Source organism: Kitasatospora sp. NPDC034533 (assembly GCF_055575155.1).
On record NZ_JBVITE010000002.1, the window covers coordinates 261,249 to 285,831 of the forward strand.

The window sequence follows — 24,583 nt, forward strand, 5'->3', positions numbered from 1 at the left end:
TTTTCCCAACCCCCTCTACCCCCCACCCTTTTTGGGGGGTGGTGAGGCAGAGCCCGCTTTCTTTTCTCCTCCCTTCCCCCCCCCCCCCCCTTCTCCCCCCCCCCCCCCCCCGCCTTTCGGTGTTCCTGGGCGAGCCCGTGGAAAATTCTTCGAACCGGGCTGCAACCCCCCGGGGGGATGGACGTCTCTGTCAGTGAGAGGCGGGAGGGCGGCCGGCGAAGAGCCGGGGGGCTCGGGCCGACTCCTCGGGGCGCGACAGTGGGCGCCCGCTCTTTCGGATCACACCATCACCTTGTCCTGTGGGGGGACTGTCACATGAACGCGTCCGTTATCGCCCGTATTGCGAAGATCGTCCCGCTGGCCGTCGTCGCCGCCGTCGGTGTCGCGGCCTGCGGCCCGACCAACGGCGGGGCGTCCGTCGCCGCCTCCGTTCCGACCGACGCTCCCGCGGTCACCTCGTCGGCCACCCCCGGCGCGGGCGCCGTCCCCGCCCCCACCTCCGCGGCCGCCACCACTCCGGCTCCCACCGCTCCGGCCGCCGCCGGGCCCGGCGCCGGGACCGCCGGGGCGGGTGCGGGGACGGACACCAGGACGGCCGCCAAGGCCCCCACCACCCTGCCCGCTGGTCTTCGCGGCGGCGGAGGGGACCCTGGAGCGCAAGGACGCCTCGGGCTGGAAGACGCTGGACCACCTCAGCCAGGGCAACGGGATGGACTACGTGATGAACCGCGGCGACGGGGCCTTCACGCTCGCCGCCGGTGAGAGCCGGACCATCGAGTACCGGATGCGGCTGTCCACGGCCAACCGCCCGGGCCCGCTCGTGATCGAGGCGGACGCCCCGGTGCCGAACTCCACGGACACCCGGGGCATGGCGAAGGCCGAGCTGCACGCGGCGGTCGTCGACCTCGACGGCCCGTGGGTGAGCCGGGTGTCGACCACGGACCTCCGGACCGGGACGACCCCCGCCGAGTTCGGCTTCACCGTCACCGCGCCGCACGGCACCGCGGACCTGCGCCCCGAGGTGGTCGTGTCCAGCCCCTACGGCGTGGACGAAGGGGACGTCGTCCTGGAGGCGAAGGCCGGCGACGCGTGGACCCCGGTCGCGCTGCACGACGACTGCGGCGGCCTGACCGCGCTCGCCCCGGCCGGGCTGGAGGCCGGGCGCTCGGGCGACTCGGCCGAGTACGTCTTCCGGATCACGATGACCAAGCCCTCGCAGCACGGGGTGAACGTCCAGGTGGGCGCCCGGGCGAACGACCACCGGACGCCCCTCCGGAGCCTCTCCTCCGCCCGGTGACGGCCCCACGCCGATGACCGAGGGCCCGGTCTCCCACTGCTCGGGAGACCGGGCCCTCTCGCGCGACCGCTACGGCGCTCAGGCCAGCGAGGCCATCCACGCCTCGACGTCCTCGGCGCGGCGGGGCAGCCCGGCCGAGAGGTTCTCGTTGCCGTCGGCGGTGACCAGGATGTCGTCCTCGATCCGGACGCCGATGCCGCGGTACTCCTCCGGCACGGTCAGGTCGTCCTGCTGGAAGTACAGGCCGGGCTCGACGGTCAGCACCATGCCGGGCACCAGCAGCGCGTCGACGTGCTCCTCGGTGCGCGAGTGGGCGCAGTCGTGGACGTCCAGGCCGAGCATGTGGCCGGTGCCGTGCAGGGTCCAGCGGCGCTGGAGGCCGAGCTCCAGGACCTTCTCCACGTCGTACACCGAGGCGTCCAGCAGGCCCCAGGCGAGCAGCCGCTCGGCCAGCACGCGCTGCGACGCCTCGTGGAAGTCGCGGAACCGGGCGCCAGGCCTGACCGCGGCGATGCCGGCTTCCTGGGCGTCGTACACCGCGTCGTAGATCCGGCGCTGGAGCTCGTTGAACCGGCCGTTGATCGGCAGGCTGCGGGTGACGTCGGCGGTGTAGAGCGTGCTGGTCTCCACGCCGGCGTCCAGCAGCAGCAGCTCGCCGGGGCGCACCTCGCCGTCGTTGCGCACCCAGTGCAGGGTGGTGGCGTGCGGGCCGGCCGCGGCGATGGTGCTGTAGCCGACGTCGTTGCCCTCGACCCGGGCGCGGCGCCAGAAGGTGCCCTCGATCCAGCGCTCCGAGGTGGCGACGGCCTGGCCCAGCTCGCGGACCACGTCGGTGAAGCCCTTGACGGTGGCGTCGCAGGCGGCGCGCAGCTCGCCGATCTCCCACTCGTCCTTGACCAGCCGCAGGCCGCTCAGGAACTCCTTGAACTCGGCGTCCCGGCCGGCGTCCAGGGCGTCGGCCAGCGCGGCCTCCAGGCCGGCGTCGTAGCCGCGGACGATCCGGGTCGGCACGGCCGGGTCCGCGGCCTTGGCGGCCAGCGCCTCGGCGGCCTCGCGCACGTCGAGGGCGGGCAGGCCGAGCAGCTGCTCCTGCTCGCTCAGGCTGTGCCGGCGGCCGACCCACAGCTCGCCGTAGCCGTCCAGCCAGAACTCGCCGTTCTCGCGGTTCGAGCGGGGCAGCAGGTAGAGCGCGAACTCGTGCCCGGCCGCGCCGGTCGGCTCGCCGACCAGCACCGCGTCCTCGGTCTGGTCGCCGGTGAGGTGGACGTACTCGCTGGCGGCGCGGAAGGCGTAGTCGCAGTCGTTGGAGCGCACCCGCAGGTTGCCGGCCGGGACGACCAGGCGCTCGCCGGGGAAGGCGGCGGACAGCTTGGCCCGGCGCTCGGCCGCGTACCGGGCCTGGGCGACGGGGGCGAGGCCGTGCAACTCGGTGTCGGCCCAGCCGGACTTCATCGAGGCGGCCAGCTCGTCGGAGATCTCGCCGTAGAGACCGTTCTTGCGGCCCTTGAACTGCTCGGGCTCCTCGCCGCCCTCGGCCTCGGGGTTCTCGGCCACCGCGGGGGTACGGTCCTCGCTCACGTGCAACGCCTCCTTGGGGGGTGGTACCGCCGCCCGTCGGGGGAGGTGTCGGATCGCGACACGCGCAGGCGGCCGTGCGTCCATGGTACGGACGCCCGGCCGCCCGGACGCTCCGGGTTCGAACTGCTACTCGAAGCGCGCCGCCAGCAGCATCAGGTCGTCGGTGGCGGCGGTGAGCGACTGGGGGTCCGGGCAGACGGCCAGCAGGTGGGCGCAGAGCCGGTCCGGGTCGATCCGCACGTCGCGCGGGGCGTCGGCGGCGGCCCGGCGCAGGTTGGCCTGCCCGGTGTGCAGGGTCGGGCCGCAGCGGCGGGCCAGCCCTTCGGTGTAGAGGAGCAGGGTGTCGCCGCGCTCGGCGGTGAACTCCACCCCCGGGGCCTCCCAGCAGGCCAGCATGCCGAGCGGGGCGGAGAGCGAGGTCTCGACGAACTCGGCGCCGTGCCGGCCGACCAGGACCGGCGGGCAGTGCCCGGCGCCGGCCAGGGTGATCCGGCGCTCCTCGGGCTCGACCCAGGCGTAGAGGGCGGTGGCGGTGCGGGCCGGCTCGGTGGTCTTGAGCAGCAGCTCCAGGTCCCCCAGGACGGAGACCGGGTCCTCGCCCTCCAGCACCGCGTACGCCCGCAGCGCGGCCCGGACCCGGCCCATCGCGGCGGCCGTGCCGGGGGCGGAACCGGGGCCGGCGCCCGGGCCGTCGCCGGAGACCGAGCCGACGGTGAGGCCGAGGGTGCCGTCCGGCAGCGGGATCGCGTCGTACCAGTCGCTGCCGACGGAGTGCTCCAGCCCGGCCGGGACGAGCCGGGCGGCCAGCCGCAGTCCGGCCGCGTGGGGCAGCCGGTCCGGCAGCAGGCCGCGGCGCAGCGCCTCGGTGGTGCGCGCGATCCGGTCCGACTCCAGTTGCTTGGCGAGCAGCGGCGAGGCGATCTCGCAGTAGTGGCGGGCCAGCGTGCGCTGGCACTCGGTCGGTTCGGCGGGCTCGTCGTAGAACCAGAGGGCGGCGGCGAGCGGGCCGTCCTCGTCGGTGGCGAGCGGCAGGCCGAAGGCGCCGCCGAGGCCGAGGTGGACGGCGAGCTCGCGCAGCCGGGGGCCGACGGCCGGGTCCTCGGCGAGGTCGGGGGAGTGCAGCTGGTCGGGCCGGTCCTGTTCGCGCAGCAGCCGGGCCAGCAGGCTCTGCTCGGCCGGGACGGTCTCCAGGGCGCCGAGGCTGGCGCGGTCGAGGTCGAGGCCGACCGGCTGTCCGGGCCCGCCGCCGGGCAGCCTGGTGACGAGCATGCCGCGCCGGGCGCCGAGCATGGTGGCACCGGAGGCGAGGACGGCGTCCAGGGTGGCGGCCAGGCCGCGGGTCCGGGCGAGCAGCTCGGTGTGCTCGTGCAGGCTGGTGATATCGGACAGGCGTCCGGCCAAACGGTCCTGCACGGCGGCGGAGGGTGCCGTGCGGTCGTCCGCCGGGCCGTCCTCGCCGTCCGGGCAGGGCGGGTCGTCCCGGGCGTCGACGGGGCCGGGCGTTCCCGGCGGGTCGAGGACGGTGAGCCCGCCTGCGCAGCCGGATGCGTCCGGCTCGGCGGTCGGCGTCGACGGGACGGCCGTCGACGGATGGGACTCGTTCATGCCGCCACTCCTGACGCGGTGCTACGTGCCATGCGAAACCCCCAGGTAAGGCCAATGTGGAGCGAGCACGGCCGAAGGGCGTGTTTCGCCTCGATTCGCTACTACTCGTCATTGATCGACAGCAATGCCACCACTTCTACACAGGCCATTCGGGGCATGTCCAGATCCAGGACGGCGCCGTGGCCGTTTCCTGATCCGCCGCGACCGGACCGGGGCGCGCGGGCCCGTGCACGCGCCGGTGGGCCGGGAGGCATGGGGTGGGCCGCGAACGGGCAGAACCGGGAGGACGGCCCGGGCGGCCGTCCGGATCGTATGTCCGTGCCGCCCGCGAGCCGCCCCGGCCGGAACTCTCTCACTCGTACGGTGGAACCAAGCGCGCCCGGGCGGCGTCCATCCGGTCGCGTACGGGATTCTCGTTCCAAGGGCTGTTCCAGTGCGCGGCCCTTCCAGTCGTGCTCCATCCCCGCTCCACGTCGAAGCCGCGCCGTCCGTCCTGCCGCCCGCCCCGCCCGTTCCGCCCGGGGCCGTGCCGCGGCGGGCCCGCGCGGAGGATCCCGACGGACGCCTGGCGGGGTGGGGCGAACCGAGCGGTCAGGGAAAGGAACGAGCGCCATGCGTGAGAACCCGAAGGACCGGTCGGAGGCACGTGCCGCCCGGCTGGCCGCGGCCCTGACGGCCGCCGTCGAGCACCGCTGGCCCGTGGTGCCCGGCACCGTGCTGCGCGACGGCCGCTGCTCCTGCGGCGACCCGGACTGCGTCGTCCCCGGCGCGCACCCGCACGACCCCCCGCTGCTGGCCGCCACCACGGACGCCCGGATGGTGCGCTGGTGGTGGGAGCGGCGGAGCCCGGACGCGCCGGTGCTGGCCGCCACCGGCTCCGCGGTGTCGGCGGTCAGCCTGCCCGCGGCGGCCGGTGCCCGGGCGCTGGCCTACCTGGGCGCGCTGCGGCTGCCGCTCGGCCCGGTGCTGGCGATGCCGGGCCGCTACGCGCTGCTGGTGGCCCCGTACTCACTGGACGTGCTCGGCGAGATGCTCGCCCAACTCCCTTGGGTGCCGGGCTCGTTGCGCTACCACGGCCCGGGTGGCTTCCTGGCGCTGCCGCCCGGCGGCGGGGCCGGGAGGGTGCGCTGGGTGCTGGCGCCGCGACCGGGCGCCGGCGGGGTCTGGCTGCCGCAGGTCGGGCCGCTGCTGGGGGAGTTGGTGGAGGCGACGGTCCGGCTGGACAGCGGACGTTCGGCCTACTGAGGGCGGGCGCCGCGTCGGGGCGCTCCGGAAAACAAAAGATCCGGCCGCTGGCGACGGGGGATGCACCAGCGGCCGGACCCTTTAGACAGTAACAAGGATCTGCGCCCGCGCCAATTTCCAAGACGCCCTGCACGCCCGGAAATTGCGCGTTCGGCGCGACAATGTGACGCGTATCACGCCGATCCCGAGTGCTTTAGTTCAGGGTGACCTGACGGTTCACCAGGTTCGCGCGGGCGCGCCGCTCCTCGGCGGTCAGCGGGGTCCCGTCGGCGAGCACGGCGGCGAGCCGCTCGGCGAACTCGGCGGCCGGCTTCTCGCAGTCGGCGGCGGTCATCGTCAGCGGGAGGTCCCACACCGGGACGGTCAGGCCGTGCGCGCGGAACGAGCCGACCAGGCGGGTGTCCGCGCCGAGCGAGGCCTCGCCGGCCGCGTTCAGCCGGGCCAGTGCGTCCAGCAGCCGCTCCTCCGGCACGGTCATCACCCAGCGCAGGTGGTTCTTGTCCGGGGTGCCGCACCAGTACGCGGCGTCCACGCCGGCGAGCTTCTCGGTCGGGATGGCCGAGGCGTTGGCGCGCTCCAGCGAGGCGGCGACCTCGCCGGTGGCGGACTCGGCGTCCTCCAGCCAGAACTCGAACCCGGTGTGCACGGCGGGCTCGAACGCGGCGGTGGTGTCCAGCAGGTCCTGGAGGCGGCGCCCGCCCGGGACGGTCCGGCGGGCCGGCACCGGGCTGCCCGGCTCGGTGGCCAGGGCCAGCTCCAGGGCGTCGGCGAGGTCGCGGCTGAGGTCGCCGGAGGCGGACTGGGTCTGGAGGCCGAGGAGGATCGAGCCGTCCTGGCGGCGCAGGGCCGGCCAGGCCAGTGGCAGCACGGTGGCCAGGGTGACCGACGGGACGTCACCGATCGCGCCGGCGGCCACCCCGGCGGCCAGCTTCAGCGGCACCGTGGCGGCCGGCACCAGCTCGCGCAGCGCCACCCAGTCGGCCTCGCCCGGCAGGCCCTCGAACGGCCGGTGCACCAGCTCCTGCACCGCGTGCGAGGCCTCCCGGCCGTGGCACGCCTTGTACCGGCGGCCCGAGCCGCAGGGGCAGTCCTCGCGGGCCCCGACCACGGGGATCTCACCCGTGACGGCGGTGGTGGACTGGCGCTGCGGCGCCTTCTTGGCGGCCTTCTTGCCCATGCTGCGGCTCTCCCGGGAACGGTGGTCCTGTGTCCCGGGAAGCCTAACGACACATTCCCCGCGCCCGGCTCACGCGCTGCGGGCATCGCCTCCGGTGCGCCGGGCGTGCCGGGCCCGGGCGGGCAGCGCGGCCCAGACCGTGACCTCGCCGGGGGAGTCGCGCACGCCCCAGTCGCTGGCCAGCCGGCCGACGATGCTCAGGCCCCGGCCGCCGCGCGAGGTCAGCGAGGGGCTCGCGGGCAGCGGCCGGGTGGCCGCCCCGCCGTCGGTGACCTCCAGGGTGAGCACCCCGTCGGCGTGCATCTGCCAGCGGACCAGTACCCCGCCGTCCGGTTCGGCGGAGCCCTCGGCGGCCTCCCGGCCGTCCGGCGCGGAGTGCGGCCCCGACGGGACGCCCACCAGCACCTGCCCGAGCACCTCGGCCCCGGCGCCGCGGCCCAGGGCCGACAGCGGGCCCAGCGGACGGGCGTACCGACAGGCATTGCTCAACAGCTCGGAAAGGATCAGAACGGCATCATCGATGACCGGTTCCGGTATCTGCCGGTCGCCGAGATCTCGACGCAGTCGGCGCCGCGCGACCCCGACACTCGCCGGGCCGTGCGGCACTGCCATGGTCGATGAGGTCGGCCCAGCTTCTATGGGCACAGTACGCGCCGCCATCAACGCCACCCCCGGACCTCCTTCAGCGTTTGCCGAGGGAGAGATGCCCCTTGGTAATGCGTCGGAAACGAGCACCGGACGATCCCGCGAGTCCATTTCGGGCACAGCGACCGACAGTCGACATCAGGTCATTCCGCGCTCACCCTCCGTCGCCCGGGTGAATGAATTCCGGCAATATCGAGCAAGGAGCGTTTGATTGCCGACGAGAGCGATCGGGCCGGGCGCGGCTATCGCGCTCGGTGCGTCGGCGGATCACCGGCCGAGCTGCGCCAGCACCTCCGCGGGCCGGTTGGTGATGATCGCGGACACCCCGAGCTCCAGGCAGAGCTCGACGTCGGCCGGCTCGTCCACCGTCCACACGTGGACCTCGTGCCCCAGCTCGCGCAGCCTGGTCACCAGCCGCGGGCGGGCCCGCACCAGCTCGATGCCCGGGCCGGCGATCCGCGCCCCGCCCGGCAGCGGCGAGCCCGCGCGCAGCCGGCCGAGCAGCGGCAGCGGTCGTTCGAACAGGAAGACCCGCCGGTACTCCGGGGCGGCGGCGGCCACCCGGTTCAGCGCGATCGAGGAGAAGCTCATGATCCGGGCGGACGGGCGGTCGCCCTCCCGGCTCGCGCCGATCCCGAACCGCTCCAACGTCCGCAGCAGCTCGGCCTCCACCCGGCCGCGGAAGCGCACCGGGTGCTTGGTCTCGATCGCCAGGTCCACCGGGCGGCCGCACTCCACCACCAGCTCCAGCAGGCGATCCAGCCGCAGCACGCCGCGCAGCTCCGGGTCTGTGCTGGGGCGGCCGGTCTTCCAGGCGCCGAAGTCGTACGCCTCCAGTTCGGCGAGGGTCATGGCCGAGACGGTGCCCCGGCCGTCGGAGACCCGGCCGATCCGGCGGTCGTGCACGCAGACCAGCACGCCGTCGGCGGTGACCCGGACGTCGCACTCCAGCGCGTCCGCGCCCTCGTCGAGCGCGCGCCGGTAGGCCGCGAGGGTGTGCTCGGGCAGGGCGTGGGAGGAACCGCGGTGGGCGATCACCTGGACGGGAGGCGCGGTGCGCGCCGCCGCCGGGGACAGGTCTGGGCTGGTCACGGGCCCAACGATAGGCGGCGGAAGTGACGCGCGGACGAAGACGGCCCCAACCTGTGGGGCCGTCTTCGTCCGCGACCCGTCCGCGTGGTTCCGGCCCGCCGGGCGTTCCCGCCGCCTCGGCGCCGGGCGTCGCGGCCGCCTCGGCGCGGGCCGCCTCAGCGCCGGGCGGTCCGCCGGCTCAGCGGGGTGAGCGCCCAGGTCACCAGGGCCGGCACCAGGAAGGCGAACAGCGAGGCGGAGGTCCACTCCCGGGGGGTGAAGTGCAGCGCCTCCTGGGCGGAGGTCCAGAAGTCCGTCCACCAGCCGGCCACGTTCGTCGGCGCGATGAACTGGTAGACCGCGAAGCCCAGCAGCCACGGCAGCAGCATCGGCCAGCGGGACGGCGCGTCCGCGGAGAGGTTCCAGCCGTGCCGTCCGGCGCCGAGGAAGTAGTCGACCGCGAGCACCGCCAGCAGCGGCACGAACACCGAGCCGATCAGGCCGAGGAAGCCGTAGTAGGTGTCGGTGAACTCGTGGATCTGAAGCGCCAGCACGGTGGTCAGGGTGCCGATCGCGCCGGAGAGCACCCGGCGGTCCACCCTCGGCAGCAGGTTCTGCACCGACATCGCGGTCGAGTACACGTTGGCGAAGGACTGGTCCGTCTCGCGCAGCACCAGCACCAGCAGGAACAGCCAGCCGGCCCAGACCCCGAGGAAGGAGTCGAAGATCCGGTTCGGGTCGCCGTCCGACTGCAACAGCGCCATCAGGCCGAGCACGTAGCACCAGACCTGGGCGAGGGTGTAGCCCGAGAAGCTGCCCCAGAAGGCCGAGCGCGGGGAGCGCGAGTGCCGGGTGTAGTCGGCGGCCAGCGGGACGAAGGAGATCGACACCGCGATCATCGCGTCGGTGGCGCCCAGGAAGCCGTGCCAGTTGCCCGCGCCCGGGTCCGGCACGCCCTGGCGGCCCAGCTGGACGGTGAAGTACACCATCGCGACCGCGACCGCCCCGGCCACGAACCGGCGCAGCACCGCGATCGAGCCCAGCGGCCAGATGGTCAGCGCGGTGGTCAGCGCGCCCGCGAGCAGGACGAACAGCCAGCGGTAGCCGCTGGTGTGCGCGACGGTCTGGGCGCCCGCCGAGATGGTCAGCAGCTCGAACACGCCCCAGCCGACGCACTGCACGATGTTCAGCACCGTCGGCAGGTACGACAGCCGGGTGCCGAACAGCCCGCGCAGGTTCGCCATCGCGGGGGCGCCGGTGCGGGCGCCGATCACCGCGGCCACGCCGAGCATCGCGGTGCCGACCGCCGTACCGACCGCGATCGCGGTCACCGCGGCGGCCAGCGACAGCTCGCTGCCGCGGGCGCCGAGCACGGTGGCGGCGGTGGAGAAGCCGATCAGGCTGACGCCCAGGTTCATCCAGAGCGCGAACTGGTCCCGGAAGCGCAGCGTGCGCGGCGGTTCGGTGTCCAGGACCAGGGGGGCCTCGACGTGCTCGGTGCGCTCGGTGCGCTCGGGGCGTTCCAGCACGGCGGTCGCGGCGGTCGCGGCGGTCGCGGCGGTCCCGGTGGTCCCGGTGGGCGCGGTGCCTGCGGGGGGCGTGGCCCCGGGGAGGTCCTTGGACGCGTTCGCGTCCGGAGAAGAGGATGGCGAAGCAGGCGGCATGGCCGATACTCCCTACGCCGGCATTACCCGGACAGGTTCCGGCGGTCAGCGCCCCCTCGAACGTCCGTCACTCCGGTGGCGTACGGTCGACATGCGCACTCTCAGCCTGGTGGGTCCAAGCTCCCGCGTGTCAGTTTTCAGCGACAGGCTAACCGGGACGGGGGCGAACGCCCAAGGCCGAGGGGTGCGCGGTCCGCATCGCGGGACGCCCGGCGGGGGAGGGAGCCCCGGCCGACGGCACCGAGGTCGGGGCCGGCTAAGGATTCTTATGAGTTCTTCAGAGGGGTCCTTACGGCAATCGAATCGACAGTGCGAAAAACTATGGTCCTTGGTTCTGTCAGCTATGGAGGTCGTCCGTGAGCACCGAGCGCGAGGTTGGGCCCACCGGGCCGCAGGGGGAGCAGCCCGCCGGCCTGGGAGCGGCTGAGGCCGGGTCCGACGGCCCCGCTCAGGGCGGGCACAAGCCGACCATGGCGTTCCGCCGGGTGCCCGAGCCGGAGGCCGGCGCGGCGGCCGACGCCGCTGCCGCCGCCGGGGCGGCGCCCGTCGACGGCGTTGCCGCGGGTGCCGCCGCGGCGGAGGGCGTTGCGGCGGAGGGCGGGCACAAGCCCACCGTCGCCTTCACCAAGGTGCCCGCACCGCAGCCGCCGGCCGCGCCCGTCGCGTCCCCCGCGCCCGCCGCCCAGGAGCCCGCCGTCGACCCGGCCACCGGGTACATCGACGCCCCGCCGCCGGTCCTGCCGCCCGCCCCGCCCGCCGCCCCGGCCCTGCCGCCGTCCGGCAACCCGTACGCCACCCCGACCCACGGCGTCCCGGCCGCCGGCGCGCACGAGGGGTACGGCGCCGCTCCGGCCGCGCCCGGCGCCCCCGCCGCGCACGCCCACCACCCGTTCGGGGCCGGTCAGCCGCTCGGCGGCTGGGGCCCCGCCCCCGACTCCGGCGGCACCGGCTACCCCGGCGGCCCGGTCGGCTACCCGGCCGAGTACGCCGGGGGCCCGGGCGGTCCGGGCCGCCCCGGCAAGAAGCGCGGCGGCCTGGTCGCCCTGCTCGCGGCCGTCGCGCTGGTCGCCGGTCTGGCCGGTGGCGCGCTCGGCGTGACCGTCGCCGACCGCGCCGACCGCAGCAGCTCCGCGAGCGACCACCGCAGCACCACCGTCCAGGCCAGCGACACCCAGAAGAGCGAGCCCACCCCCGGCTCGATCGCCGCCATCGCGCAGAAGGCGCTGCCCAGCGTCGTCACCATCAAGGCGCAGGGCAACGGCGAGTCGGGCACCGGCACCGGCTTCGTCTTCGACACCGAGGGCCACATCCTCACCAACAACCACGTGGTCGCGCCGACCCTCAACGGCGGCAAACTGACCGTCAAATTCGCCGACGGCAGCTCCTACAGCGCCTCGGTGCTGGGCCACGCCGCGGGCTACGACGTCGCCGTCGTCAAGATCGACAACCCGCCCAAGAGCAAGCTGGCCCCGCTGCCGCTGGCCGACTCCGACAAGGTCAACGTCGGCGACGCCACCGTCGCGATCGGTGCGCCGTACGGCCTGGAGTCCACCGTCACCAGTGGCATCATCAGCGCCAAGGACCGCCCGGTGGCCTCCGGCGACGAGACCGGCGCGCAGGCCTCGTACATGAACGCCCTCCAGACCGACGCCTCGATCAACCCCGGAAACTCCGGCGGTCCGCTGCTCGACTCCGGCGGCGCGGTGATCGGCATCAACTCGGCGATCCAGTCCAACGCCTCCGCCAACGGCCGGGCCGGCAGCATCGGCCTGGGCTTCGCCATCCCGATCAACCAGGCCAAGTGGGTCGCGGACACCCTGATCAAGACCGGCAAGCCGGTCTACGCCAAGCTCGACGTGCTCCGCAACGACGACTACAAGGGCGACGGCGCGCAGATCCAGACGAAGGACATCCAGGGCCAGCCGGCCGTCACCCCCGGCGGCGCGGCCGACAAGGCCGGCCTCAAGCCGGGCGACGTCATCACCAAGCTCGGCGGCGCCCCGATCGAGAACGGCCCCGCCCTGGTCAGCCGGATCTGGACGCACAAGCCCGGCGAGACCGTCGACGTCGAGTACACCCGCAACGGCCAGACCCTCACCACCAAGGTCACCCTGGCCGAGCGCGTCGGCGACCAGTGACGACCCCCGGCCCCACCGAAACGTGTGCGCCGAACCCCGCCGGACCCGTTAGGCTGACCTCCGCCTGGAGAGCTGCCCGAGCGGCCTAAGGGAACAGTCTTGAAAACTGTCGTGCGGTGACCCCGTACCGTGGGTTCGAATCCCACGCTCTCCGCCGGTAGGAGAACCACCTGCTCAGGGCGGGTGCCGACAACGTTCGGCACCCGCCCTCGGTGTTTCTCCGGCGGGGCGCGGACGGCGGGGGTTGACCCTGACACGGTGGCAGGGGGTGGAGTGGTCGCACCATGTTGAACATCGGAGACTTCGCCAAGCACGGCCGGGTGTCGGTACGGATGCTGCGCCACTACGACGCGATCGGGCTGCTGCGGCCCGCCCGGGTGGACCCGGTCAGCGGGTACCGCCTCTACGAGGCTTCCCAACTCGCCCGGCTGAACCGGGTGATCGCGCTCAAGGAGCTCGGCTTCACCCTGCAACAGGTGCGGGCCGTCCTGGACGAGCGGCCGGACGCGGCCGAGCTGCGCGGGATGCTGCGGCTGCGGCGCGCCCAGCTCGCCGAGGCGATCGCGGCCGACGAGCTGCGGCTGGCCCGGGTGGAGGCGAGGCTCCGAACGATCGAGAGCGAGGGGACCATGTCCGCACACGAGGTCGTCGTGAAGCCGGTGCCGTCCGTCCGGGTGGCCCAACTGACGGCGGTGGCCGCGAGTTACGACCCGGAGGACATCGGGCCGGTGATCGGGCCGCTGTTCACCGAGCTGTGCCGGCGGCTGGCCGAGGCCGGGATCGAGGCGACCGGGCCGTCCGTCGCCCGCTACCAGGACGCGCCGGAGGGCGACGGCGCGGTGCTGGTCCTGGCCGCCGTCCCGGTCGGCCCGTCGGTGCGGCCGGACGGGCACGGCTTCGAGGTGCTCGACCTGGCGCCGATCGAGGAGGCGGCGACCGTCGTGCACCGCGGCTCGATGGACGGGGTGCTGGGCACCAGCCAGGAACTGGCCCGCTTCATCGAGGAGAACGGCTACCGCTCGACCGGCTACGCCCGGGAGCTGTACCTGGAGTGCCCGGAGGACCCGGCCGGGTGGGTCACCGAGCTCCAGGAACCGGTCGTCCGGCCGTAGCGGCGCTTGCCCTCGACCGGGTCGAGGGCCCTAGCGTCGCCCGGCGTGACCACCACCACCGACGCACCGACCCGAGTCGCACCGACCCGAGTCGCACTACCCCGGCCGTACCTGCTCTGGCTGGTCGGCACCCAGGCCGGGCTGCTCGGCGACGCGGCGCTGTACTTCGCCCTCGGCTGGGCCGCCTCCGCGCACGGCGGCGGCGCGACCGGGCTGGTCCTGGGGGCGATCACGGTGCCGCGCACCGCGCTGGTGCTGCTGGGCGGCGCGGTCGCGGACCGGTTCGGCGCCCGCCGGGTGATGCTCGCCGGGGACGCGGTGATGCTGGCCGCGACCGTCGCGCTGGCGCTGGCCGTGGCCGACCGGGGGACGCCGCCGTGGCTGCTGGTCGCGGCGGCGGCCGTGATCGGGACGGTCGACGCCTTCTACCTCCCGGCGAGCGGTTCGATGCCGAGCCGGCTGGTGCCCGCCGACCGGCTGCCCCGGGCGCTCGCCCTGCGGCAGGCCGGCGGGCAGGTCGCCGTCCTGCTCGGGGCGCCGCTGGGCGGCCTGCTGGTCGCGTCCGGCGGGCTGTCCGGGGCGGCGGTGGCGGACGCGGTGAGCTTCGGGGTCGTGCTGCTGGTCCTGCTGAGGGTCCGGCCCGAGGCGGCTGCTCCGGGCGGCCCGCGCACCGGCCTGCTGCGCGAGGCGGCGTCCGGCGTCCGGCTCGCCCTGGCCGACCCGCTGCTGCGCGCCGCACTGCTGCTCACCGGCGCGGCGGCCGGGGCGCTGCTGCCGGTGGTGTCCCTGCTCGTTCCGCTGCTCGCCCGGGCGCACGGCTGGGCGGCGGGGACGGCGGGGCTGGTGAGCGGCGGGCAGGCGGCCGGGGTGCTGGCGGTGGCCGGCCTGGTGGCGTGGCGGGGCGCACTGCCCCGGGCCGGAGCGGGGGCGGCGGCCGGGCTCTGCACGGCGTCGGCGGGGACCGCGCTGCTGGCGCTGGCCGCGGGGCCGGGCGCGGCGGTGGTCGGCAGTGCGGTGACGGGCCTCGGCTCGGGGCTCTTCGCCTGCCACCTCGGCCCGTTGGTGCTGGGCGGCGCGCCGCCGACCCACCTGTCGCGGGTGCAAGCGCTGCTGACGCTCGTGCAGAGCGTGGCCCTGGTGCTCTCCAACGCCCTGCTGGGCCTGCTCGCGGACGCGGCGGGCGCCGTCCTGCCCACCCTCCTCTGCGCCCTCGCCACCGCCGCTGCCGGTCTGGCGGCCTTGGCCGGGCCGGTCCTCCGGCGCGCGTGACCGGCCCGGGGAGCGGCTGGAGGGCGCTCCGCCGCCGGTCCTGTTGGTTGAGGGCCGCTTGCCCCGAGGGCGTTCGCTTCCTCCTCCCCACCTGCGCCGCCCCGCCGGATGCGCTCCGTCGTCCGCCGCTCGCCCCCGTCCGTCCTTCCCTGCCGTGGCCCGCTTGCCCGGGGCGTTCGCTTCCTCTTCGTCGCCTTGTCCCGCCCCGTCGTCCGCCGCTCGCCCCCGTCCGTCCTTCCCCGCCGGGCCCGCTTGCCCCGGGGGCGTTCGCCTCCTCCTCCTCCTCCTCGCCCGCCCCGCCCCGCCGGACGCGCTCCGTCGTCCGCCGCCCACCCCCGGCCCCTCCTCCCCGCCGGGGCCCGCTTGCCCGGGGCGTTGGCTTCCTCCTCCCCACCTGCGCCGCCCCGCCGGATGCGCTCCGTCGTCCGCCGCTCACCCCCGCCCCTCCTCCCCGCCGGGGCCCACTTGCCCGGGTACCGGGCGGCGGGCAGAGTGCGGAGGTGGAGGCGGCCGGGCGGCGACTGGAGGCGGCGATGAGTGACCTGACTGACCGACTGGCGCAGGGGCTCCCGGAGGGGGCGGTCGTGGTGGATCCGGACGTGACCGCCGCGTACCGCCACGACATGGCGGGCTTCTGCATGGCCGGTCTGCCCGCCGTGGTGGTGTTCCCGGAGACGGTCGAGCAGGTGCAGCACGTGATGCGCACCGCGACCGAACTGCGTGTCCCGGTGGTGCCGCAGGGGGCCCGGACCGGCCTGTCGGGCGGGGCGAACGCGGTGGACGGCTGCGTCGTGCTCTCGCTGGTGAAGCTGAACCGGATCCTGGAGATCGACCCGGTGAACCGGATCGCCGTCGTCGAGCCCGGCGTGGTGAACGCCGAACTCTCGCGCGCGGCCGAGGAGTTGGGCCTCGCGTACCCGCCGGACCCGTCCAGCTGGGAGTCCTGCACGATCGGCGGCAACATCGGCACCGGCGCGGGCGGGCTCTGCTGCGTGAAGTACGGCGTCACCAGCGAGTACGTGCTCGGCCTGGACGTGGTGCTGGCGGACGGGCGGCTGCTGTCCACCGGCCGCCGCACGGCGAAGGGCGTGGCCGGGTACGACCTGACCAGGCTGTTCGTCGGCTCGGAGGGGACGCTCGGCGTGGTGGTCCGGGCGGTCCTGGCGTTGCGGCCGGCGCCCGCTCCCCAGCTGGCGCTGGCGGCGGAGTTCCCGAGCGCGGACGCGGCCGGGGCGGCGGTCTGCGAGGTGATGGCACGCGGTCTGACCCCGTCGCTGATGGAGCTGATGGACGCGGTCTCGGTGCGGGCCGTCAACGAGCTGGGGCGGATGGGGCTGCCGGAGGCCACCCAGGCGCTGCTGCTGGTGGCCTTCGACGGGCCGGACCGGGAGGACGGGCTGGCCCGGGTCGCCGAGCTGTGCCGGGCGGCCGGGGCGACCGAGGTGGTGCCGGCCGAGGACCAGGCGGAGTCCGATCTGCTGCTGGCCGCCCGGCGGATGGCGCTGCCCGCGCTGGACCGGTTGGGCACCACGATGATCGACGACGTGGCGGTGCCGCGCTCCCGGCTGGCGGAGATGCTGAACGGCGTGGCGGTGATCGCCGAGCGGCACGGGCTGACCATCGGGGTGGTCAGCCACGCCGGGGACGGCAACACCCACCCGATCGTCATCTTCGACGCTTCGGACGAGGAGCAGACGGCCCGTGCCCAGCGTTCCTTCGACGAGATCATGGCACTCGGCCTGGAACTGGGCGGCACGATCACCGGCGAGCACGGGGTGGGTCTGCTGAAGCGGGACTGGCTGGCCCGCGAGCTGGGTCCGGTGGCGCTGGACCTGCAACGGCAGCTGAAGGGGGTCTTCGATCCGCTGGGAATCCTGAATCCCGGCAAGATGATCTGATGATCTGCAAATGACTGGAAAAGTCGACATGCAGGGGTGATCGAACTTTTCCGGGGCGTGTTCACCGTTCGTGCGCGCCGGGGTGGTGCGCCCGGCGGTTCGTGTGATGCTGTCGCGCCGCTCCCCGAGGGGCGACACCCGGTGACCGTCAGGTCAAAGCAGCAGCTCAGGCCGGGTGTGGTGGCGGCCTTTTTCGCATTCTCCGGCGTTATGCGCAGCCTGGTCGGATATCACGCTAACGGGCGAATTCGGCTCTGTGAGCTAGCGCTTTGTCGATTTGTTGCGGAAGGCTGTCCTCCGGCGTCGCAGCCCGCAGGTGTTCGTCCGGTCGACGAACCTTGCAGACCTTGATCGACTTTTGCCCGATGAACGGCTTCCCTGGAGGCTCCATGGTTCGTATCCGCGCCCGCCGGGCGCTCGGACTCCCACTCCTCGGCCCACTCACGGCCGGTCTGCTGCTGGTCGGTGCCGGTGCTGCCGCCGCCGACGACGGCACGGCCTCCAACAGCGGAGGCGGCAACGTGTTCGGCGGGATCGACGGCAACCAGGTCTCCGCCCAGCAGACGGCCACCGGCACCGGTGCCTCGAACCAGGACAACACCCTCGCGGCGAAGGACAACGCGGGCAACGTCCTGGCCGGCCAGGGAGACAAGAACATCAACGTCATCTTCGCTCCGGCCTCCCACTGACCGGGCGCCCACCACGGAAGGCGGGGGCGCCTGACGTGGCGGGGTCTCGGGGGATCCGGGCGCATCGCCCCGGAGCAACGCACCGATACGACGCATCACACCAGAGGGAACCCAGAGGGAACAGCGCATTCGACCGGCCGGCGGAAAGGGTCACCGCGAAACCGGTCTCGTGGGCGGTGCCGCCATCGGCACCGCCCACGCGTGCGCCCGGCGGGCGAGGTCCACGCAACGCCGGGACGCGCAACGCGGGAACACGTAACGCCGGGACGCGCAACGCGGGAACACGTAACGCCGGAACCCGTAAGGCTGAACACACACGCCGGATGCGCACGCGCCGGACGACGCACGCCGCGACACGCAACGCCGGGCGGCGGCCCCGCCGGACCGCACGCGCCGGATTTCCCCGCCGACCGGCCCGGATCCGCCCACCGAGGGCCCGCGCCCGGAGCCGTGGAAGCACGACGGTACGGTTGCGCTCCGACAGCGCACCCACGTGCCCGGGCCCGGAAGGACCGGCCCGGCCAGGGGCGGCGACCGCGGCAATCGGAAGGAAGGGCGGCGCGATGGCGGCGGAGGAGGAGGGCCTGACCGGCCCGGACGGAGCCAGGCCCGCACCGGAGCCGGAGCAGCCGGCCGAGCCGGTCCGTGACCATCGGCCCGGGCCCGGTTCCGTCCCCGAACTGCTGCTCGGCCGCCCGCCGATGGCCCGCCCGCTGCCGTCCTTCGACCACGAGGCGGCCCCCGCCGAGCCCGGCCCGCTGTTCGTGGACTGGCTCGCCACCGCGCTGTACGCCGGTGTGCTGGACCCGCAGGCGTTCACCCTCTCCACCGTCGACCCCGACGGCATGCCGGACGCCCGGGTCCTGGTGCTGCGGGACGTCGACGCGGTCGGCACCGGCTGGAACTTCTCCGCGGACGCCCGCAGCCCCAAGGGCCGCCAGCTCGCCGAGCACCCGGCCGCCGCGCTGACCGTCTACTGGCCGCAGCTGGGCCGCCAGGTGCGGGTGCGCGGCACCGTCGAGCGGGCCGCCGACCTGGTCGCCGCCGCGGAGTTCGCCACCCGCTCGCCCGCCGCCCGGGTCGGCGCGCTGGTCGGGCGGCAGAGCGAGCCGCTGGGTTCGTTGGCCGAGTACGACGAGGCGGTGGCGGTCGCCCGTCGCCGGCTGGAGGCGCACCCGGACGCGGTCGCACCCGGGCACGCGGTCTACACCCTGTGGGCCCACGAGGTGGAGTTCTGGCAGGGCGACGCCGAACGCCGGCACATCCGGCTGCGCTACACCCGCACCGGCCCGGTCAGCTCCCCGGAGTGGTCGCGCACCCTGCTCTGGCCGTAGGGCCTCTCCGCCTCCGACCGCGATCCCCGTCGCCGACGACCTCCGCGGTCGGTGCACCTAGCGACGCCTAGCGCCGCCCGGTCAGCGTGGCACCCACGCTGGCCGCCACCACGCAGCCGATCCCGGCCAGCTGCGGCAGGCCCAGCAGCTGGCCCAGCACCACCAGCCCGACCAGCGCGCTGACCGCCGGCTCCAGGCTGACCAAGACGCTGAACACCCGCTGCGGCATCCGCCGCAGCGCGGTCATCTCCAGCGCGTACGGGATCACCGGCAGCAGCAGCGACACCCCGGCCACCGCGGCGAGCAGCCCCAGCGGCGAGGCGCCGGGCGCGGACAGCCCGTGCCAGGCCTCGCCGAGCCCGAACGGCGCCAGCGTCAGCGCGCCGACCGTCATCGACACCGCGAGGCCCTGGAACCCCTGGAAGGTCGCGCCGACCTTGTCGGTGAACAGGATGTACAGCGAGTAGCAGGCGGCCGCCCCGAACGCGTACAACAGGCCGACCGGGTCGAGCGACCCGCCGCCGTCCCCCTCGCCGAGCAGGGTCAGCAGCACCACGCCCGCGGCCGCGAGCAGCGCCCACAGCAGGTGGCTGGCGCGCCGGGCGAAGACCAGGGCGACGGCGAGCGGGCCGAGGAACTCGATGGTCGCGGCGGTGCCCATCGGCAGCCGGTCGATCGCCCCGGCGAACAGGAAGGTCATCCCCGCCGAGGCCATGCCGAGCAGCGCCGCCGCGGCGAGGTCGCGCGGGCGCTTGTCGCGCAGCTTCGGCCGGGTGAGCGCGAGCAGGATGACGGCGGCGAAGCCGAGCCGCAGGAAGGTCGTGCCGCTGACCCCGAGCGGGCCGAACAGCGGCTTGGACAGGGCGATGCCGGTCTGCACCAGGAACATGGCGGCCAGACAGAGAAGCGGCGCCGGGATGCCGTCCGGGCGCCGCAGGATCTTGCCGACCCGGCCGGTGGAGCGGCCGGGGTGGATCTCGGGTGGCGCCTCGGGGCCGGGCGACCCGCCTCGTCGCCAGCTGCCCCGCTCGCCGGCAGGCTCGCCCTTGGGGGCGGGCGGCATGGCCAGGGCCTCGGCGACGGCAGGAGCCGACGATGAGGCGGTGGGGGTTTCGCTGGTATGGGACGTGGGCATATTCGCGAGTTTGCCGTAAGGAGTGACCAACCAGCAAGCTCGTTACAAAAATCGGGACGGAACCGGACGGGTGCGTCCGAAAGGGTGGACCCGGACGGGCGCCCCGGCGTGGCTGCCTAGATCATCCGACGGTCCGTCAGTAACAAGGCGGGGTGCGCTATCTCCGCCCCGCGGCCTTCCTCGCCGCCGCCCTCGTGCTCCTGCTGGCCACCGACGGGACGGGCGCGAGCGCCGAAGCCGCCGCCCGGGCCGCCGCTCCCCGCATCCGGACCGTCACGCTTCCCGACCGGGGCGGGCCGGTCCGGCCCCTCGCCACCTGGAGCGGCCCCGCCTTCGACGCCTGCACCGCCCCGCCGCTCGACACCCTGCGGGCCTGGCGCGGCGCCTCCCCGTACGGGGCGGTCGGCATCTACACCAGCGGCTCCCAGCGCGGCTGCGCCCAGCCCCGGCTCACCGCCGACTGGGTGCGCCAGGCGCGGGCGCTGGGCTGGCGGTTCCTGCCGGTGCACGTCGGGCTGCAGGCGCCGTGCGCGGACCCGAGCCGCAAGCCCCGGCGGATCGACCCGGCGAAGGCCGCGGAGCAGGGCCGGGAGGAGGCGGACGAGGCGGCCCGGGCGCTGCGCTCGCTCGGGCTCGCCGGCGGCAGCCCGGTCTACCTGGACATCGAGGCCTACCCGATGCACGACGCGGCCTGCGGGCAGGCCGTGGTCGACTTCACCCTCGGCTGGACGGCCGGCCTGCACGCCGCCGGCTACCGCTCCGGCTTCTACTCCAGCCTCGACTCGGGGGTCTCGGACCTCGCCGCCGCCGCCCGGGCGGGCAGCTCCCCGATGCCCGACGCGCTCTGGTACGCCCGCTGGGACGACCAGGTCGACACGGCCGGCTCCGGCGGCCTGGCCCCCGACCTCTGGAGCTTCCACCAGCGCGTCCACCAGTACCACGGCAACGTCGAGGAGACCTTCAACGGCGCCACCCTCGCCGTCGACCGCAACCTCGTGGACGGCCCGACCGCCGGCTGAGCCCCCGCGGGTAGGGTGACCCCCGATCCGGTACGGGGGGAACGGCATGGCGAACGGTCAGGGACACGGCGGCGCGAACGGGTACGGCGCGGCGCCGCCGCAGTACCCGTACGGGGCGGCGTCGTACGGGCAGGCGCCGCACGGGCAGGCGTCGTACGGGCCGAACCCCTACGCGCAGCCCGTGCCGCCACCGCAGCCGTACCCGCCCCAGCAGGCCCACCCGGCGCCCCGACCACCGCACGCCGCAGCGCAGTTCGGCGCCGCCCCGCAGCCCGGCGGCGGCTTCCCCGGCCCCGCGCCGCGCCGCAACCGCCTGGTCGTGCTGCTCCAGTTCCTGCTCCAGTGGATCTACGCCCCGCTCTGGATCCTCGGCCTGGTGGGCTTCTTCGTCGTGCTGATCCTGGCCGACTACTCCGGCGGCGGATCCGGCCCGAGCTCCGACGGCTGGCTGAAGGTGAACCGCAGCTTCATCCCGCCGCGCCGCCTGCGCGCCGAGCTCACCGGGCGCCCGGAGCACTGGGAGCGCTACGTCACCCCGGTGCTCGCCCGCCGGATCGCCGCCGCCGAGGCCGCCCACGCGGCCGGTGACGGCGAGCTGCGGGCCGACCACGGCCGGGTGATGACGGTCGGGCTCGCGCTGCGGCTCTACCGCGGCCTCGGCGCGGCCGGCGTGGTCCGGCTCGCCGAGCGGCAGGGCTGGCACGGCGTGGCGTCCGGGACCGACGCCGGGCACGTCCGGCTCGCCCGCCACTTCCCCGCTCCGGCCGCCCCGAACGCGCCGTCCCCGCAGGACCCGCCCGCCCCGCCCGGCACCCCGTGGGGCCCGCAGCCGGTCCGCTTCGCGCCGCTGCTGCCGTTCGTCCTCCTGCTCCAGATCGTCTACGTCCCCCTGTACGGCCTGCTCACCTTCTGGGTGAGCCGGCCCGAGCCCGACTACTGGGACCGCTGGGGCGCCCGCTGGACCGTCGGCCCGCGCGCCTTCCGAGCCGAGTTCACCAACAGCCCCGCCGCCTGGGACCGCCACATCCGCCGCATCCTCAAGCGCGACGCCGACCGCGAACTCGCCCGCTCCGCCGACTCCTACCGCGCCCTCACCGCCCCCGACGGCACCTTCCTGCGCCGCGTCCACCTCAAGCGCGCCACCTACCGCGGCGCCGGCGCCCACCAGGCCCTGCGCATCGCCGCCGAACAGGGCTGGACCCTCGACCCCGCCTACACCCCCGACCCGGCCAACTCCCTACGCCTCGCCCGCCCCGACCGCGCCTGAGCCGGCCGGCCCTACCGCCCCGTCACGAGCTCCGCGGCGGACAGCCGAGGAAGTGAGGTTCAGTTGATGGTGCTCCGGCGGAGCGTCCTGCCGGGCGTGGTCGCCGTGCTGCTGGCCGGGTGCGGAGGCGGGGCGGACGGGCCGCCCGCCGTGTACACCAACAGGCTGCACGCGGAGGGAGCGGCCCGGCCCGACCACTGGGTGCGGGCACCGTACGACCGGTTCGCGCTGGAGGTGGAGGAGAGCGCGGAGCCGGACGGGACCAGGCGTTGGCGCGGTGTGGTGCGGGCGTACACGCCGTCGAAGCGCGGGGAGGGCACGCGCAAGGACGTGCTGTGGCGGGACGACACGGTCTACGACAGCGGGAAGGACCAGCCGGGGTACCGGTGGCAGGCGGCCGGCACACAGGTGTGGATCTTCACCGACCGGCATCGTGCCGCCGCCGCCGAGGACGAGGTGCGGGTGGTCGAGGCGGGCGCCGACGGGGTGTGGCGGAGCCGGACCCTGGCCGCCGCCGAGTACCGGGCCATCCCGGAGGACGTGCGCACCTGGCTGCCGACGGACTCCCGGATGCGCGCGGAGGGCGCAACCGGGACGAATCCGTGATCCGCGCAACGGGGTCGAGGTGCTGACACGGCGGGGTGCGGGCGGCACAATCGGGCACGTCCGCGCGCATTACCGCCCGGTAGGTGTTCGCGGGCGCAGCCGCAGTGCCGCCAGGTCAAGGAGGACCCGTGTTCAGCACGATGCAGGACGTCCCGCTCACCGTCGCCCGGATCCTGGAGCACGGGGCCACGATCCACGGCCGATCGACGGTGACCACCTGGGACGGCACGGGACCGGTCGTCCGCAGCTACGCGGAGGTGGGCGCGCGGGCCGCGCAGCTCGCCTGGGCGCTGCGCGACGAGCTCGGGGTGGCCGGGGACGACCGGGTCGCCACCCTGATGTGGAACAACGCCGAGCACCTGGAGGCGTACCTGGCCGTCCCCGCGATGGGGTCCGTGCTGCACACGCTGAACCTGCGGTTGCCCGCCCAGCAGCTGTCGTTCATCGTCAACCACGCCGCCGACCGGGTCGTCATCGTCAACGGCACCGTCCTCCCGCTGCTCGCCGCCGTGCTGCCGGACCTCGCGCCGACCCTCAAGCACATCGTGGTGAGCGGCCCCGGCGACCGTTCGGTGCTGGCCGGCTTCGCGGGCGGCGTGCACGACTACGAGGAGCTGATCGCCGGCCGGCCCACCGAGTACCCCTGGCGGGACGACATCGACGAGCGGCAGGCGGCCGTGCTCTGCTACACCTCCGGCACCACCGGCGACCCGAAGGGCGTGCTCTACAGCCACCGCTCGGTCTACCTGCACTGCATGCAGGTCAACACCGGCGACAACTTCGCCTTCACCCCGCGCGACACCGCGCTGCCGGTGGTCCCGATGTTCCACGTGAACGCCTGGGGCATCCCGCACGCGGCCTTCATGTCCGGTGCCAACCTGCTCATGCCGGATCGTTTCCTCCAGCCCAAGCCGATGGCCGAGATGATCGCCGCCGTGCGCCCCACCGTCAGCGCCGCCGTCCCCACCATCTGGAGCGGCCTGCTGGACGAGCTCGACGCGGGCGACTACGACACCTCCAGCCTGCGCATGGTGGTCATCGGCGGCAGCGCCTGCCCGCCCGCCCTGATGAAGGGCTTCGAGGAGCGCCACGGCATCCGGGTGCTGCACGCCTGGGGCATGACGGAGACCTCCCCGCTCGGCTGCTTCGCCCAGCCGCCGGGCGGCCTCACCCCCGAGCAGGAGTGGCCGTACCGGATCACCCAGGGCGTCTTCCCGGCCTCCGTCGAGGCCCGGCTGACCGGCCCGGGCGGCGAGCGGATGCCGCACGACGGCGTCTCGGCGGGCGAGCTGGAGGTGCGCGGCCCGTGGATCGCCGGGGCGTACTACGGCGGCGCCGGCCAGGACCCGATCCGCCCGGACGACAAGTTCTCCGAGGACGGCTGGCTGCGCACCGGCGACGTCGGCACCATCACCGCCGACGGCTACCTCACCCTCACCGACCGGGCCAAGGACGTGATCAAGTCCGGCGGCGAGTGGATCTCCTCGGTCGAGCTGGAGAACGCCCTGATGGCGCACCCCGACGTGGCCGAGGCCGCCGTGGTCGCCGTCCCGGACGAGAAGTGGGGCGAGCGCCCGCTGGCCACCGTGGTGCTGCGCCCGGGCGCGACCGCCGGACTCAGGGAGCTGCGGGCCTTCCTGGGCGAGCGGATCGCCTCCTGGCAGCTTCCGGAGCGCTGGTCGATCGTCGAGTCGGTGCCGAAGACCTCGGTCGGCAAGTTCGACAAGAAGGTGATCCGGGCCAGCTACGCGGCCGAGGAACTGGACGTCACGGTGCTCGGCAAGGAGTGATCGCGAGAAGGGCCGGCCGCCCCGTACGGAACGGGGGCGGCCGG

19 protein-coding genes, 1 tRNA gene and 1 riboswitch are annotated in these 24,583 nt (G+C 74.8%); of the genes, 13 read left to right on the top strand and 7 right to left on the bottom strand.

Features of this window, described 5'->3' with window-relative positions; all coding sequences use genetic code 11:
• Positions 1-571 precede the first annotated feature (571 nt).
• The gene (locus ACZ55U_RS02865; RefSeq protein ID WP_465521688.1) at positions 572-1,297 is read left to right on the top strand and encodes a hypothetical protein; all 726 of its coding nucleotides are present in this window, start codon (positions 572-574) and stop codon (positions 1,295-1,297) included.
• A gap of 78 nt (positions 1,298-1,375) precedes the next feature.
• Here ACZ55U_RS02865 and ACZ55U_RS02870 read toward each other — a convergent pair whose 3' ends face one another.
• Complete coding sequence (locus tag ACZ55U_RS02870; RefSeq protein WP_465521690.1) at positions 1,376-2,875, bottom strand: aminopeptidase P family protein; 1,500 nt, start codon at positions 2,873-2,875, stop codon at positions 1,376-1,378.
• 126 nt (positions 2,876-3,001) lie between these two features.
• The gene (locus ACZ55U_RS02875; RefSeq protein ID WP_465521692.1) at positions 3,002-4,480 is read right to left on the bottom strand and encodes a PP2C family protein-serine/threonine phosphatase; all 1,479 of its coding nucleotides are present in this window, start codon (positions 4,478-4,480) and stop codon (positions 3,002-3,004) included.
• 612 nt (positions 4,481-5,092) lie between these two features.
• Between ACZ55U_RS02875 and ACZ55U_RS02880 the strand changes: the two genes are divergently transcribed.
• Positions 5,093-5,725 (top strand): bifunctional DNA primase/polymerase, encoded by a 633-nt coding sequence (locus ACZ55U_RS02880; RefSeq protein ID WP_465521694.1) that lies wholly within the window; start codon positions 5,093-5,095, stop codon positions 5,723-5,725.
• A gap of 193 nt (positions 5,726-5,918) precedes the next feature.
• Here the strand turns inward: ACZ55U_RS02880 and ACZ55U_RS02885 are convergent, their stop codons facing one another.
• From ACZ55U_RS02885 to ACZ55U_RS02900, 4 genes are all read right to left on the bottom strand, one after another.
• Entirely contained in the window at positions 5,919-6,902 is a 984-nt protein-coding gene (locus ACZ55U_RS02885) for a DUF5926 family protein (RefSeq protein WP_465521696.1), read from the bottom strand.
• 69 nt (positions 6,903-6,971) lie between these two features.
• Positions 6,972-7,391 carry an ATP-binding protein gene (locus ACZ55U_RS02890; protein ID WP_465521698.1) on the bottom strand — a complete coding sequence of 140 codons (420 nt, stop codon included), beginning with the start codon at positions 7,389-7,391 and terminating at the stop codon, positions 6,972-6,974.
• Between the two features lie 423 nt (positions 7,392-7,814).
• Positions 7,815-8,639, bottom strand: a complete 825-nt coding sequence (locus ACZ55U_RS02895) for a glycerophosphodiester phosphodiesterase family protein (RefSeq protein ID WP_465521700.1) — start codon at positions 8,637-8,639, stop codon at positions 7,815-7,817.
• 155 nt (positions 8,640-8,794) lie between these two features.
• Positions 8,795-10,282: a purine-cytosine permease family protein gene (locus tag ACZ55U_RS02900; protein WP_465521702.1), complete on the bottom strand. Its 1,488-nt coding sequence runs from the start codon at positions 10,280-10,282 to the stop codon at positions 8,795-8,797.
• Positions 10,275-10,419: riboswitch (TPP riboswitch) on the bottom strand. (Overlaps the previous gene by 8 nt.)
• Before the next feature lie 219 nt (positions 10,420-10,638).
• On the opposite strand from ACZ55U_RS02900, the gene ACZ55U_RS02905 reads away from it, so the two are divergent.
• The 7 genes from ACZ55U_RS02905 (at position 10,639) to ACZ55U_RS02935 (ending at position 18,722) form a co-directional block, all read left to right on the top strand.
• Entirely contained in the window at positions 10,639-12,420 is a 1,782-nt protein-coding gene (locus tag ACZ55U_RS02905; RefSeq protein WP_465521704.1) for a S1C family serine protease, read from the top strand.
• Positions 12,421-12,486: 66 nt separating this feature from the next.
• A tRNA-Ser gene (locus ACZ55U_RS02910) sits at positions 12,487-12,574 on the top strand.
• Between the two features lie 130 nt (positions 12,575-12,704).
• Positions 12,705-13,532 (top strand): MerR family transcriptional regulator, encoded by an 828-nt coding sequence (locus tag ACZ55U_RS02915; RefSeq protein ID WP_465521706.1) that lies wholly within the window; start codon positions 12,705-12,707, stop codon positions 13,530-13,532.
• 45 nt (positions 13,533-13,577) lie between these two features.
• Entirely contained in the window at positions 13,578-14,801 is a 1,224-nt protein-coding gene (locus ACZ55U_RS02920) for an MFS transporter (RefSeq protein ID WP_465521708.1), read from the top strand.
• Between the two features lie 533 nt (positions 14,802-15,334).
• Positions 15,335-16,699, top strand: a complete 1,365-nt coding sequence (locus ACZ55U_RS02925; protein ID WP_465521710.1) for an FAD-binding oxidoreductase — start codon at positions 15,335-15,337, stop codon at positions 16,697-16,699.
• A 389-nt stretch (positions 16,700-17,088) separates the two neighbouring features.
• Positions 17,089-17,388 carry a hypothetical protein gene (locus ACZ55U_RS02930; RefSeq protein WP_465521712.1) on the top strand — a complete coding sequence of 100 codons (300 nt, stop codon included), beginning with the start codon at positions 17,089-17,091 and terminating at the stop codon, positions 17,386-17,388.
• A gap of 563 nt (positions 17,389-17,951) precedes the next feature.
• Positions 17,952-18,722, top strand: a complete 771-nt coding sequence (locus tag ACZ55U_RS02935; protein ID WP_465521714.1) for a pyridoxine/pyridoxamine 5'-phosphate oxidase — start codon at positions 17,952-17,954, stop codon at positions 18,720-18,722.
• Between the two features lie 67 nt (positions 18,723-18,789).
• Here the strand turns inward: ACZ55U_RS02935 and ACZ55U_RS02940 are convergent, their stop codons facing one another.
• Positions 18,790-19,857, bottom strand: coding sequence for an EamA family transporter (locus ACZ55U_RS02940; RefSeq protein ID WP_465521716.1), 1,068 nt, complete (start codon positions 19,855-19,857; stop codon positions 18,790-18,792).
• Between the two features lie 152 nt (positions 19,858-20,009).
• On the opposite strand from ACZ55U_RS02940, the gene ACZ55U_RS02945 reads away from it, so the two are divergent.
• The 4 genes from ACZ55U_RS02945 to ACZ55U_RS02960 all read left to right on the top strand — a co-directional run bounded on the left by ACZ55U_RS02945 (position 20,010) and on the right by ACZ55U_RS02960 (position 24,539).
• Positions 20,010-20,876 (top strand): glycoside hydrolase domain-containing protein, encoded by an 867-nt coding sequence (locus ACZ55U_RS02945; protein ID WP_465521718.1) that lies wholly within the window; start codon positions 20,010-20,012, stop codon positions 20,874-20,876.
• Positions 20,877-20,922: 46 nt separating this feature from the next.
• Complete coding sequence (locus ACZ55U_RS02950; RefSeq protein ID WP_465521720.1) at positions 20,923-22,143, top strand: hypothetical protein; 1,221 nt, start codon at positions 20,923-20,925, stop codon at positions 22,141-22,143.
• Positions 22,144-22,209: 66 nt separating this feature from the next.
• On the top strand, positions 22,210-22,749 hold the full coding sequence (locus ACZ55U_RS02955) for a hypothetical protein (RefSeq protein WP_465521722.1): 540 nt from the start codon (positions 22,210-22,212) through the stop codon (positions 22,747-22,749).
• 128 nt (positions 22,750-22,877) lie between these two features.
• Positions 22,878-24,539 carry a long-chain fatty acid--CoA ligase gene (locus ACZ55U_RS02960; protein ID WP_465521724.1) on the top strand — a complete coding sequence of 554 codons (1,662 nt, stop codon included), beginning with the start codon at positions 22,878-22,880 and terminating at the stop codon, positions 24,537-24,539.
• Positions 24,540-24,583: the final 44 nt, after the last annotated feature.